At 35.1% G+C, this 13,875-nt stretch carries 12 protein-coding genes; 7 read left to right on the forward strand and 5 right to left on the reverse strand.

Annotated features, from left to right (window positions below; all coding sequences use genetic code 11):
* A partial coding sequence (locus MW688_RS14135) for a transposase (protein WP_486736658.1) occupies nucleotides 1–464 on the reverse strand: 464 nt, incomplete at its 3' end.
* Nucleotides 465–589: 125 nt separating this feature from the next.
* Here MW688_RS14135 and tnpC point away from each other — a divergent pair.
* The 3 genes from tnpC (at nucleotide 590) to MW688_RS14150 (ending at nucleotide 3,421) form a co-directional block, all read left to right on the forward strand.
* The gene (gene tnpC / locus MW688_RS14140) at nucleotides 590–1,498 is read left to right on the forward strand and encodes an IS66 family transposase (protein ID WP_486736659.1); all 909 of its coding nucleotides are present in this window, start codon (nucleotides 590–592) and stop codon (nucleotides 1,496–1,498) included.
* A 132-nt stretch (nucleotides 1,499–1,630) separates the two neighbouring features.
* The gene (locus tag MW688_RS14145) at nucleotides 1,631–2,596 is read left to right on the forward strand and encodes a GTPase (RefSeq protein ID WP_486736660.1); all 966 of its coding nucleotides are present in this window, start codon (nucleotides 1,631–1,633) and stop codon (nucleotides 2,594–2,596) included.
* Between the two features lie 84 nt (nucleotides 2,597–2,680).
* Nucleotides 2,681–3,421: a GTPase gene (locus MW688_RS14150; protein ID WP_486736661.1), complete on the forward strand. Its 741-nt coding sequence runs from the start codon at nucleotides 2,681–2,683 to the stop codon at nucleotides 3,419–3,421.
* A gap of 284 nt (nucleotides 3,422–3,705) precedes the next feature.
* Here the strand turns inward: MW688_RS14150 and MW688_RS14155 are convergent, their stop codons facing one another.
* The 3 genes from MW688_RS14155 to MW688_RS14165 form a co-directional block, all read right to left on the reverse strand.
* Nucleotides 3,706–5,085 (reverse strand): RNA-guided endonuclease InsQ/TnpB family protein, encoded by a 1,380-nt coding sequence (locus tag MW688_RS14155; protein ID WP_486736662.1) that lies wholly within the window; start codon nucleotides 5,083–5,085, stop codon nucleotides 3,706–3,708.
* Between the two features lie 249 nt (nucleotides 5,086–5,334).
* A complete protein-coding gene (locus MW688_RS14160) occupies nucleotides 5,335–6,468 on the reverse strand; it encodes a ParB/RepB/Spo0J family partition protein (protein ID WP_486736663.1) in 1,134 nt (377 codons plus the stop codon).
* 36 nt (nucleotides 6,469–6,504) lie between these two features.
* The gene (locus MW688_RS14165; RefSeq protein ID WP_486736664.1) at nucleotides 6,505–7,311 is read right to left on the reverse strand and encodes a ParA family protein; all 807 of its coding nucleotides are present in this window, start codon (nucleotides 7,309–7,311) and stop codon (nucleotides 6,505–6,507) included.
* A gap of 90 nt (nucleotides 7,312–7,401) precedes the next feature.
* Between MW688_RS14165 and MW688_RS14170 the strand changes: the two genes are divergently transcribed.
* The 4 genes from MW688_RS14170 (at nucleotide 7,402) to MW688_RS14185 (ending at nucleotide 11,838) form a co-directional block, all read left to right on the forward strand.
* Nucleotides 7,402–7,530 carry a hypothetical protein gene (locus MW688_RS14170; protein ID WP_486736665.1) on the forward strand — a complete coding sequence of 43 codons (129 nt, stop codon included), beginning with the start codon at nucleotides 7,402–7,404 and terminating at the stop codon, nucleotides 7,528–7,530.
* Between the two features lie 235 nt (nucleotides 7,531–7,765).
* Entirely contained in the window at nucleotides 7,766–8,224 is a 459-nt protein-coding gene (locus tag MW688_RS14175) for a hypothetical protein (protein ID WP_486736666.1), read from the forward strand.
* A 253-nt stretch (nucleotides 8,225–8,477) separates the two neighbouring features.
* Complete coding sequence (locus MW688_RS14180; RefSeq protein ID WP_486736667.1) at nucleotides 8,478–10,217, forward strand: GTPase; 1,740 nt, start codon at nucleotides 8,478–8,480, stop codon at nucleotides 10,215–10,217.
* Nucleotides 10,207–11,838 carry a GTPase domain-containing protein gene (locus MW688_RS14185; protein ID WP_486736668.1) on the forward strand — a complete coding sequence of 544 codons (1,632 nt, stop codon included), beginning with the start codon at nucleotides 10,207–10,209 and terminating at the stop codon, nucleotides 11,836–11,838. Before MW688_RS14180 ends, MW688_RS14185 begins: the two co-directional genes overlap by 11 nt.
* Nucleotides 11,839–12,601: 763 nt before the next feature.
* On the opposite strand, the gene MW688_RS14190 is transcribed toward MW688_RS14185, so the two are convergent.
* A complete protein-coding gene (locus tag MW688_RS14190; RefSeq protein ID WP_486736669.1) occupies nucleotides 12,602–13,117 on the reverse strand; it encodes a hypothetical protein in 516 nt (171 codons plus the stop codon).
* Between the last annotated feature and the right edge of the window lie 758 nt (nucleotides 13,118–13,875).

The following is a 13,875-nucleotide window of genomic DNA, read 5'->3' on the forward strand; positions in this document are numbered from 1 at the left end:
GGAGCAATTACATTACAATTTCGGTCACATAAAGCTACTACTTTATCGCCTTTGATATGCTTGTGACCATTGAATCCGAGATTGTCACCACCTTTCTTTGCTGCTGTTGTAGTGCCATCACCATGGACAATACTAATATCAAGAAATCCACATTTATTCAATCGGAACACAGACTCGCTGAAAATTAAGTCAAAACAACCATGAGCTTCATAACGCCTAAAAGCTTGATAGATTCTGGTGTAATGAATTTCTGGGTTTCCATTTTCGTCATCTTTAATGGGTAGCTCTTTCCACTGACAACCAAGATACAAAAACTTGAGAATGTAGTTAAAAATCTGATGAAGGGAAAGTTTTGGTTGAGGTCCACGGCTGCTACGAGGAAGATGGGGCAAGACAAATTCATCGAATTGTGTTGGGGTTAAAGATGTGGGAATCGTTTGCCATGACTGGGATTGAGCTGTCAATGCTGTTTTTATCCTGAAAACTAAAATGACTTTTACTCATTTATTATAGATTAGCGCAAGTCCTTATAGCAAAAGCTTTTCAGATAACTTTCTTCTTTTTCAAAAACCCGCTACCAGTTGTAAGAATGTCCCTTGGAACCATCACTCGTATTCGCTCTGAAGTAAGTGAAGCAGTAGCAGCTCCAGTAGCGTCAGCCAAAGAGTATGTGCAGAAAGCTGAGATAGCAGGGGCGGATGAAACCGGATTTAAACAGGGAAATACCGATGGTCAAAACCCCAATAATCGCAAAGCTTGGCTGTGGGTACTAGTCACCCCTAAGGTCAGCTTCTTTCAAGTAACCCTGTCACGCTCAACTGAAGCAGCACAAGAATTACTTGGAGTAGACTTTGACGGCATTCTCATTAGTGACCGCTACAACGCTTACAACTGGCTCAAGATACAGCAAAGACAACTATGTTGGGCACACTTGAAGCGGGAGTTCACCAAAATTGCCGAACGTTCCGGCTTGTCTAGACAAATCGGTCGGGACCTATTAGCACAGCAAAAACGACTGTTTCGACTGTGGTCAAAAGTGCGAGACGGTACTCTGAGCTACCCAGAGTTTCAAAAAAAAATCAAGAAAATTAGAACCAGACTACGAAGTATTTTAGAGGAAACCTCGGAGTTAGAGATTGGTGCGAGAGAAAAAACGCCCTTAGCCAAAACTGTACGCACTTGTAGGCAGTTACTGAAGGTGGAAGTGGCTCTGTGGTTATTTACAGAAGTACCAGGCGTTGAACCGACTAATAATGCCTCAGAAAGAGCGATTCGACCTGCTGTACTTTGGCGTCGTACCAGTTTTGGGTCTCAAAGTGAAGCGGGTAGTATTTTCCTCGCGAGAATGTTGACAGTGGTTACCAGTTTACGTTCTCAAAGACGTAATATATTAAGTTTTCTCACAGAGGCAGTTGAAGCGGCGCGTCATCAAACCAAGCCTCCTTCCCTCTTACCTGAATCTCCTACTGGTACTCGATTAGAGCAACTTGCTGCCTGAGATACCCTGAACTGTTAGAATTTTACTAGAATCAGGTTTTAGTTAGCGATCGCAGATTTTATGAGAAATGCGGGTATCGCCCCCTGAACGGTTACACAAAATCTGACAGACAAAAACTAGGAGTGTTAAGATATGCCAATCAATCAAAATAATGAAGCAAAACTAAATCCAGAAACAATCAAAAAATTAAAAGACACTGTTAACCAACAATTGAAAGAACCTATATCTATAGTGTTATGCGGAAGGACAGGTGTAGGAAAATCAAGTACTATTAATAGCCTTTTGGGAACAACAGTGGCTAAAGTCGGCGATTTCGAGCCCACAACATTTTCAATTGAAAAATATGAGAAAGAGATTGAAGGGGTCACGTTTTATATATATGATACTCCAGGTTTATGCGATGACCTTTCAGAAAATAACAAAGACTATGATTATCTAGAGAAAATTCGCCAGAACATCCCCAAAATTGATGTACTTCTGTTTATTCTGCCGTTGAGTGATACAAGAGTAACTAGTGACGAAAAACGAGCTATTAAATTAATTACTCAGGTCTTGACTGATAAATCTCAATCTTCTATTTGGCGGTATGCAGTGATTGTCTTTACTTTTGCCGACCAGGTTTCTTCAGAAGAGTATTTAAAATATTTAACTGAAAGAACAAGGCTCATTCGCCAAGAAATAGGACAATATAAAGAACACCTAAAAGGAGTAAGTGTACAAGAAATACCTTCAGTAGCGATAGATAACAAAAATGAAATATTGCCTAATGGAGAACGTTGGTTGGGAGAACTTTTTGTAACTGTTGTTACTCAAGCAAAGGAAAATGCGTTTATTCCTTTTCTGGCATCACAGATAAATCGCATTCAACCCCCACCTGAAAAAGTTAAAGAGATTGTCAAAGAAGTTGAAAAACCTATATATGTAACTGAAGCTCAAGCTAAAAAATTAGAACGGCGTGGTGAAAAGGTCATAGAAGTAATAGCTGGGGCTACAGTAGCCGGGGCTGTGGTAGGATCTGCATTCGGACCTGTAGGTGCCGCTATAGGTGGTACGGTTGGTGCAGTTATAGGTGGCATTGCTTCATTATTTGGATTCTAAGCAGTTCATCATAACCCAAAGTTAAGGCATAGGTAATTTCAAAACCTTGCCTTGATTACAATTTATCTGTATCAATAAAATCAAATGAAAAACAGCATACTTATAACTTCAAAGCAGTTCTGCCAACTCAAAAAAACCTTGAAAGAAAAAGGCAAAGAGCTCAATAATTCAACGATAAACAATCCAATCAATATTTTAATAGCAGGAAAAACGGGAACTGGAAAATCAAGTACTGTTAATATGATGATGACAAAAAAAGTAGCTGCTACTGATGATTTCGAGCCAACAACATTTGCAATTCAAAAATATCGCCTACGTCTTCACATGGGTTTTGATAATCTAAAAATAAATTGTTCTATATATGATACACCAGGACTGTGCGATGATCTCCCAGACAAGGGCAATGATGAAAAATACTTAAAAAAAATGCGTCAAGAAGTTCCAAAGATCGATGTATTTTTATTCATCACAGGCTTAAACGAGACAAGAGTGACTGGTGGTGAAAAAAGAGCTATTAAATTAATTACAACATTAATGAATTATGAATCTAAGCAGTCTATTTGGCAGCAAGGAATAATTATTTTTACTTTTGCCAACCAGATTAAGCCAGAAAAATATTTAGAAGTTCTAAGCACAAGAACAAACCTCATTCGCCAGGAGATAAGACAATATAAAGAACATCTAAAAGGCGTAAATGTAGAACAAATACCTTCAATAGCGATAGATAATAAAAAAGATATTTTATCTAACGGGGAAAGATGGATTGGAAACCTTTGGACAACTATTTTGGCAATCTATTGTAATCAAATTAATCAGAAAATTTAAAATTTTCACTAACTTCTTTAACTCTCTAGGAAGAAGCAATACTAAATCCAGAAAAAATTCAAAAAATTACAAGATACTTTTGAGCAACAATTGTATGATTTTAACGTCAGAAGAGATGAACTTGCACTCAGCGCAAGAAAAGGCTGAGACTTGATATTGCCTGAATCCTATGTTTCGGCAATCTCCACACAATGTAAAACTATTTCTTACACTATCAATCTTAGTTTTTAAAGATTGAAGCTAGACTCAAATTGACTTCTCCACGGTTTAAAAACACGTGGATTCTAAGCGGATGTCGCTACACAGGTTAAAACCTGTTCGCTCCGCTTTCGATATAATTTTGTTAAGTCATTAACTTTATATCGATGAGGAAGAGTCAATACTTCCTTACACACCTCGGCTAGGTTTAATCCTAGCTGTATGCTTACTTTTTTTAATATGTTGATACTACCCAAACAATCACTATTAATCGTTTGGCCATTAGCTATTTGATATAAACCTCTTTTAATTCTTTTTCCGCTAAACTTATACTCTTTGGGTTTTTCACCATATTTTGGTAATAAGTCTCCGTCCAAAAAAGAACTTTTACTGGTATAGCTTTCTTCAGTTTCAGTAAATATAATCCCCACTTCTTCAGCTAATTCTTTAATACGATTTTTTAATCTAGCCGTCGGCAACTGGACAAAATTTTGATTGTTGCGTTTACCTAAATTAACTTTGCTTTTAACACCTTGATTAACACCAAAAACAATGTTCCCTATCTTATGTTGTAGACAATAGTTGATGACAAATCTAGCATATTTATTAAGAGAATCTCTAACTTGGCAGTTACGTTTATGGGTTATCTCATCAAGCTGGTTACACCAATAAAAATCAGATTTTCCTTTTTTAAACTTGGCAACCGCTTTATTATATTTCTGATTAATAAACTTTAGCCATTTACCACAAAGAATAAATGATTTTCCTTTAGTGCTTACTGCTGTTAATAGATTGTTTACTCCGCTATCTATCCCCAGGGCTTGAAAGTAATCTAATCCTATAGCTTTAACTTCATGGGTTTTATAGACATACTCTGCCCAAAACTTACCCAGACAAGGGATTATTCTTAATTCAGCTATATTGTCTTTCCTTACTCCAGGTGGACAAGGAATTACTAACTTATTAGTGGTTAGTTCTGGCTTTTGCTCTTTAGGAATTGGTAAAAAGCACGAATTATGGTCGAGACTAAATCTAACATCTCTACCAACAAAACTAACTTGATATAAACCGTTTTTGCGATAACTTGGTATTTTAGGTTTATTTTCTAATTCCCCTTTAAACCACATTGGCAACAACTTGTTATAAGACTTAAAACTTTCTACAACAGACTTAATCGTTTGTTGCCCTTGATTCCCTCCAATCGCTTGATAATGAATACTTGATTTTAAATCTTTACAAAGCTGAGGGTAACTTGCTTTAACTCTAGCCAATTTAAAACAGCAACGATACTCATCATTTTTATCGAAGTAGGTCTTTATCCCACATTCTTTAAAATGAGCCTGTCTTACCGCATATACAGTATAATTATACAGTTTATTTGACTGTTCACAAGCAAAATATAAATACCCTTGGCACTCATCGTCAATATTATTTGTTAATAGTACCTTTATTGTTTTATAATTCATGGTAACTATTATAACACTGTTAGTACACTATGACAATCAAATATAAAAGATTGGGAATGAGATTATCAGAGAAAAGATTTAATAAGTTAAAAAGATATGCTCAGTTGAAAGATATGACAATGACTCAAGTTATCGAGATGTATATTGATAGGTTGAGTCTAGACAAAGCACAGGCAGATTAAAATCTGCGACGTTCGTTCTGCCATGCCTTAAAAGACATGGCTACTTCTCACTCACTCTTTAGGTGTATCAACTCAAAAAGTTGTCTATTTCTTCAACTTTGCTCAGTAAAATTTCTTTGAGGCTTTTTAGCTCTTGAGAATTAAACTGGGCTATGTCTAATTTATCTGCCTCTTTAACAAATTTTTCTACATCAAAAGATTGAGATGTTTTATCGGCTGTCTTTTCTTGCTCAAATAACTCAGCTACTCTTTTACGAGTTTCGGATACGGATAATCTCTGTTCAATAATTGTGTTTGTCAGTTTTTTCCTTAATTTAGTGGCTGTCGCTGCATTTTTTTTGAGCTTGAGGGGTGAAATTCTTTGCAGAATCAACCCATGGTAAGGGCTAAGTCCTCTTGTTCTGATAGCTTCTTTGAGGTCACCGAATAGTTCTAAGGTAGGAAAAATATTTTTATTGACTGAAGCTGGGTTGAGTTGTAGGGTAAGAATTGACTTTAGTACTGTTTGTTCAGAAGAACTCAGTTCAAGTGTTGCCAAGATTTTTTCTTGTTCGCTCTCTTCTAATAGCACTGCTTCTACTAGGCTTTGCATTTGTTTGTGTTTGGATAGTCTTTTGACTACGGTATTGAGGATACGAGGTATGTCTTTTGAGGGGATATCATCGTATGAGCTAATTTCTTGAATTAGGGCTTCAGCTAAATCAAGATTATTGAGGTTCTCACGATGAAGGTTGGCTAATAGTGCCTGTCTATGGAGTTTTTTGGGCTCTGGGATGATGATAGCTAAGAGTGTTTTCAATCCTAGAAATCTTGCGGCTCTCCATCTTCTCTCACCGTCAAATATTAGGTATTTTTCTTCGCTTCTTTTAATAACTAGGATTGGTTGTTGTTGTCCGTCTGTTTGTAGAGATCTGGCGAGTATTTCGATGTTTTCTTGTTCAAAAGTTTCTCTGGGTTGGTCTGGGTTGGGTTCGATAGAGTCTACACTCAGTTCTTTTAAGCCTTGAGTGCTTAGTTCTTCTCTCAATTCGGCTAGTTTAGTAGCTTCTTCTACGGCGTTTCCTTTTTTTCTTAGTTCTTCAATCTCAAGTTTTAGGATTTCAATTTCTTGGTCTTTATCATTGAGTTGTTCTGAGAGGTGATGAGCCCTTTCAGCTTTTTTTAGGGAGTCTTCTATGTTGAAAATTGGCTTCTTAGGCATGGGTTTTAAGGGTTGGGATGTTGGTCTGGGATGATATCATCCCATTTTATTTTTCTGTTCGATAAGTTCTTTTATGGCTTTGGCAACGGGGAGAAAATCATTGCCCGCCGGATGTTTAGGACGGTGAAGGTGAATCGGAAGACCTCGGCCACTGGCGTTTTTTAATTCTGATGTTCTCCTGATGGGTGGAAAACATTTGATATTCATTCTTTCCATAAAAGGACCTAGTTGTTCTAGGATAGAGCGGTGAATTGCTAGTTGGCGATCGTATTGATTGGGCACAATTCCGATAATTTCTGGTTTGGGTCGCAGTCTAAGTGTGTAGGTACAGGCGTAAATCCATTCGATTAGCTTTCCTACTCCCTGAATACATTTGGGTTCTAATTCTATGGGGATTATTATGTGGGTTGAAGCTGTTAAGGCTATGGTAGTAAGTTCACCTAGTGTAGCCGGACAGTCAAAGATGATTAGGTCTTGGCTAACTGGGTAGTCTTCTAGGCGGTCTGCTAGTTGATAGGCTCCTCGATTATTTACTACGAGTTCTTTGGCTGTTCTAATTAGGTTTAAATCTCCCTGACAGGCCCAAATAGAGGCTGAGTGTTCAGGCCACAGGGGGACTAGAGGCCAGGTTCCCTGGAAATCATCTCCTAAAACGGTGGAGATATTTTTCATTTCATCAGTTTCAGTCACTCCACAAAATAGACTAACTGAACCTTGGGGGTCTAAATCGATTAATAAACACGATTTGTTAAAGCTTGAGGTTAAATAAGCTAAATGAGTGGCGAGGGTTGTTTTCCCAGAGCCTCCGGCATTTGAGAGTACTGCTAGTCTCAGTTGTTGCATAAATTTTTATTTGGCTTTGATGGGATGATATCATCCCACGTTTTGGTTTATTACTGTTTTTTTAGAACGATTACTATTTTAGAGTATAAAATGATTGTTTTTCGTAATAGTCGTCAAAGCCTTTATGTCAAGTTTATTTCTCAAGCTAAATGGCGACAACAGATTACGGGTGCGACGAATAAGTTGGAAGCTTATCATGAGTTAAGGAAACTCTTTTGATAAAATTGTCAATTATTGTTTTGTCTCAATCGCGCTGCGATCGCTTTGGGTAATGATAAGTAGAAATTGGTAATTATTGCTATCAATGGGCACTGTATCTGAGCATTAAGTATGCGGGTGATTAAACAAACTTGATATGAGTTTATAACAACTTAAGTTGCCACCTCAAAGATATCAAAGACTTTAAGATTATTTTTAGTACGACAAAGTCAACTTAATTTTGGGGGTTTAGTTCATGCCGTATTTTCGTTTTTTATGGTGGGTTTCTTACTATGATGATACTCGGGTTTTGATTGAGCGAGAAATCACTAAAAGAACTCAGATAGAAGCAGATAGAGATATCGCTTTAGAGCAACTAAAAGCGCAAATGAACCAAATCAATGCGCAAAAAGAGATTCTAGTAACTATTCTTCAAGGTTACTTTGACGATAGAAAAGCTTTTTTTGCTCAGCGTGAAATGGCGATTAGAGAGTTACTTGAACAAAGACGTACATCTATTAACTCTTTCAATGAAATTGCACTAGAAGCTAGTAAAAGAGGCGATCTTGAGCTCTTTAAGTTAGCTAGTGAATCTGTAGTAAATCTTCAAAATACTAATCCTCTTGAGGCAGTTAAACAATTAGAGACAATGAGTTCTGAAGAAGCTTTAAAAATTCTTGGACAAGGTATGAATAGATTTTTACCGTCAAGTTAAAACCTTTGAGTATTAGCTATCCTGTTAGGTGCTATCTTTAGCGCCTTTCATAATTATCTTTTCTCTGGAAATAAATAACGCCTAAATTTTTCCTGGTGTTTATCTACTAGTTTTTGTTAGCGGCTTATATTTTTTGCAACAAAACCACTTAAGTTGCCAACAACCCCAACAACCTAAGTTGCCAACAACCCCAACAACCTAAGTTGCAACACCTATTTTTTCTCAGATCTAAAATCAAAATATGAGCTAATTAATGCTCATAAATGAAAATTTTGAAAATTATCAACAAAAGAGGAATTTTACCCTTATGACACCCAAAGCTAAAACAAAAGATTTGAAAAGTCAATCATCAGAATCATTGCAACAAGAAATATTGGAAGCATTTAAAAGTCTATTTATAGACAAGCCAGATTTAATTAAAATTGTTTCCCTTGGTGATTGCGAAGCTGAAAAAATGCTTTCCTATGTAAGAGAAAACAGTGGATTATATAGTGAACAAGTGAACTTGTACGCAACTGGAAGAACAGGTAGTGGTAAAACTAGTTTGGCTAATTCGTTGCTAGATAAAAAATTGCTGACTTCTACTGGACGTCAGGATTGCACCAAGGAATTACAAATAGTGGAATTATTAAGTAAACTTGTTTATTTTGATACACCAGGTGCCGGAAGTAATGAAGAACATGAAAATATTGCGCGGGCAATTTATATGATGCCTCCAATAGAAGATGAAGAAGAGGTACAAAATTTTCAGGTAAACAAAATTTCCCAAAACCCCAATGATGAGAAAACAGTTAATGAAGATTCATATACACTTCCTGTTGATTACTGGCAGTCCAAAGAGAATCAAGAAAAAAACAAGCCTGACATTATTTTGGTGATTATCGCCCCTGACAAGCAGTTTCTAAGAGAAGATACAAAGTTTGTAAAAGATTTAATTGAAGCTCGTCAGAAAATTGATGGTGAAAAAAACAAGATTATTTATGTCCTAAATTTATTTCACACTCCAGAAGGTTCACCCAAGTATACACCAGAAAATCTACTAGATTGCCGAGAAAACATACAAAAAATTCACCAAAAATATTATCCTGGTTCTGAAGCTCCTATTATAGAAATTGATGCTAAAACAGGAAAGGGCGTTGATGAATTAACACGACGTATGTGTGAAATTATTCCACCAGAAAAGCTAGGAAATATCGAAAGTGTACTAGAAAAAGACCTCAAACAATACGCAAGACAAGAGAGATCTAATCGCTATCTTCAAAATATCATTGAAATTGCTACTCGGATAGCCTTAAAAAAAGTTGACTACCAAATTGGAGAAGATGACGTTGTCAAACTAGCAGCTAAAGCAATTAGTATCTATGGGCTTTTAACTTTCAATAATAACCCTGCCAAAAACACTAAGGTTGTAGAGGAAAATACCCAAGTTTTAACAGAGGAAGCGAGAAAAATTAAAGATGAAAGATCAACTGATATTAATACTCAAGAAGTCAAATATCGTGAAGAAGAAGGTTTTGATTGGGAAAACAAGACAGAAGAAAAAACCTGGGAAGAAGACCAATATTTTCCTGTAACTAACACAGAAGGTGGTTGGGAGCTTAATTTAGGAATTATCCGTATTGGAAAAACTCCAACTACTACAACGGACATAGAAAAAAGAAGCGTTACCAGAAGACAATATATTAATGTAATGGAAAAAGTTCCTAATGGAAAAACGATTAAGGTTGTAGATGACATAGTCAATAAAAAAATAGGAACTGAGTATTCAAAAGGTGGTTATGAAGTCATTAAATTCTTATTAGGTATTGCTTTAGGAATTGAAGCTAAATATGCTGTTGAATCTGAAGAAGAACTAAAAGATGCTATAGAGAAAGCACAAGCTTCAATAGAGTCTAAGCTAGAGCCTATCAAAGAGCAAATTAGCCAATTAGTTGACGAAAATAAAGAAGATAGCATTATTAAGCTATTACGAGAAAAACTAATTGTTAGCTAAAGATTACCGGGGTAGAATTCTACCCCCTTCTGATTTAATTACAAATAAACACACTCTACAAATTATGAAACTGCAAAAACCCTCCATCGCCAAAATAAGAGCCGATTTAATTATTGAACAACTTAATAGGCCTGATTTGATTAACTATAAAAACAGCCCCATTGCTCTAAAAACTGCTTTAACCGGAAGAACAGGTTCAGGCAAAACAACTTTAGCTAATCTTTTAATTGGGATAGAATATTTTCTGAAATCTACAGGTCGTCAAGATTGTACTAATGAAATTAATTTGATTGAATTTCCCAATGGATTCATATCAATTGATTTACCTGGAGTAGCCAGTGACGATCAATTAGAAAATTACAATAGAATAGCCTTTGGATTAGATCAAAGAGAAGATTTTACTCAAGTCGAAAAGTTCACAATAGCCAAATATAAGCAAAATCAATCAGTAGGAAAAACTGATTATAACCTCAGTCAATGGCAACAAGAAAGTTTAAGTCTAGAGCTAAAACCCCACCTGATTTTCTATGTTATTGCTCCTGACAAACAATTTCTAAGAGCTGATGCTAATTATCTTCGCAATTTATTACAACACTACCCTCAAGTAATTTATGTTTTGAATCTTTTTATAAATAAAGAAACTAAAAACCTTTTACCTACTAGTCAAAATTTAGCTGATTGTATTGAAAATGTTACTAAAATACATCAAGAGGTTTTAGGAGATACTAATACTCCAGACATAGTTAAATTAAATTGCTGGACAGGAGAAGGATTAGATGAATTACTCAAAGTAAGCCACCAGAAGTTAGGAGGTGAACAAGGAAGATTATTTGAGCAGCTAATTAGTTACCAAACCCAAAAAGCTCCTTTTGTTTATACTAAAAAGATTTTGCAAGAGGGTCTTAAGAAATTAGCTTATGTTGCTTGTCAAAAGCCAGAAAATAACCTTGACGAAGGTAGTTTTCTTTACAACTCTTACCAGGATATAAGCATCTTTTTAGGAGAGGTTTTTAATGATTGTGATTCTTTATCTTTTTTAGAAAAATTTGCTAAATTGAAAGCTAAGGAAGTTGTATCAGAATGTATCGTACCTTATTTTGAAGACGTCATTGAAAAAAAATACAGAAAAGTACCTGATCAACAAAAAGAAAGAGTTATTGGTTACCAAGAAGAAGACGATCCTAATAGTCCTATTTGGAGTACTAAAACAATTACTTATTGGTTTGCATTTTGGGAATGGGAAAAAAGCTACGATTATATAAGTGGCTATAATAAAAGAAGTATTCCTATTAAAGAAACTTACTGGACTTATAAAGAGGAAGAATACTTAGTCCCTACGGGGGAAAAACGTTTAGTTGGATATACTTATCACTTCCTAGGTAAAAAAGGAATAATCTATTTACTCTGTATGACCTATTTATTGATGGCGCAATCAAATAAAAATATCGATTTAGAAGCTGAATACCAGAATATTGTCCCTAAAAATAACGAAAAATTAGCTGGTTTGCCTGAATTTTCTCAAGAAAAAGAAATATTGGCATTTCTAGAAGCTAATATTCTTTCCCTTTTCGATGATTCTTTTATTGAATTAATGTCCCATCATCTTATTTTCAGTAAATAACCACTTCTAGAATCTTTACCTAGTCAACCAACACCAGGGAGTATCTTACCTTTACTAGAACAGAAGATTGACCAAATTTTTGATTTCTTTTGACCAGCTTTTATTAAATAAACTCAAACAAAACAAAGCTAATAGGGAGACTCTCTTGGAGTCCTTGTTACAAAAAGCTTTCAGTTATTGGTTTTAAGGAAAAGGGCAAAATTGTACCATTAACCACAATTTTGCCTCAACCCGATTCCCGCTCAATAAAGAAAAAAAGAGAATAACGAATGCTGGATTAGGATACAAATCGTTCGGTACAACGTGGCGTACTATCAGAGGGATAGTGTAGCTCATTCAAGAATTTGTTGAACCACTATTTATGTTGCTTTTAAATAACAAATAAATTACCCAAAAATCTTGTATAGTTCATAATTCTTTGCAACAGAACCAGATTAATTCAGTAAGTTGCAAACTTTTCAGACATCACCTCTGAAATTGTTTGTTCTCCTAGATAGTTTAGGGTGTTGCTTCATAGCAATATCTTTCTGACCTGGGTAATATTAACGTCAGTTCGCAGTAAGAGAATTAGAGACAATGAGTTCTGAAGAAGCTTTAAAAATTCTTGGACAAGGTATGAATAGATTTTTACCGTCAAGTTAAAAGCTTTTAGTATTGGCTTACTTGAATCTATCCTCTCTCTAAAACCAGCTACCAGTTCTTAGTTTATAGTTGCAATTAATCCAGCCCAACAGTGCTTATGATTGCCTTTTGTAACATATAATTAATCATAAATAATAGTTCTAGGTTTAGCACTTGTTAAACCTACACAAAAACCTATAAAATCCTTTTTCTTGAAATTCCACTGTTTAAAAAAACTTTCTTTTTGTTTACAGCTTATATACTTTTTATAATCTACATTCGGCTCTTGAATATTTTTTGCATATTCTAAGTCGTCTATATAGTAAATATCATCGCCCGATTCGTTTAATAGATCTGAGTGAACCGTTACAATCCAATGATAAGCTTTTTTTGAACAGTCCAGTCTCAATAAGCATGGTAAAAATTTCTCCCGTTTCAATAACTCATAAAAGTTATCATGATATTGTCCATATCTAACTGATTCACCGCCCAAGTTGTAAATAAAGTCTGATAACTTGGCAGGTGTTGTTCCAGTTGCAGTAATAACAAGCGTGTTTTTCCAAATTTTCTTAGAATTACAAAAACTATAACTTTTATTGAATTTTAATTTCAAATATATAAGACCAGCTACCAAACCACAAATATTATTTTTACTCATTTTGTTTCCTCCTTTTTGGTTTAAAATCAGAATAGTTGTTTTATGAGATTTAATTTATTCAGAGCTAGTAATATTATTAATATGTACTTTTAGGAAATTACTCTTGACATTTAGTAAATCTTTATAACAGGTTTTTTAAAAACTACATTATCTGCACTTGTAGGCGAGCAGCAAATTTTTTTTGAACCCAGTAGTGAGTTTTTGGGTAGTGCTTCGTTCACCTTCTAGCTAACAGACTGATTGAAAAAACTAAATAAAGAAAGTGCGATCAGTGAAAAAAGAAAGCTGAAACTTTTAGTTAATAACTAGTTGAGATCGCTTCTTAAGATTTTATTTATTAACAGCCGGTGTAACAGTTTAAAAATTTAACTTACCTCAGAAAAAGTTATTGCAACTGCCAAAACCTGTCTCTATTTCAACCTGAGAGCCATCAATACTTTTACAATAAATTTTAGTAAATAATATGGATGTATGATGGATGCAAGAGTTAGGTTCTAACTCTATTGTGCGTTTTAGTACTGATCTAAATTCTACCATGGCTGGACTATTTGAAGTATTTCTAACGTATATAGTCTGGGCAGGTATACTGATGTATTTTATTAAGTATACCCAACTGGTATTATTTGTAGCCCTTATAACCATTTTAATCCTCCTAGAATAATGAACTGGTAGCGGGTTTTTGATGGGGTTGAGTAAAAATTTAAATGCACAAGGCTGAATTTGACCTTCAACAAGTTGTAATCAAGCTACTTATTGTT

The sequence above is a fragment of the Johannesbaptistia floridana genome (genome assembly GCF_057440575.1).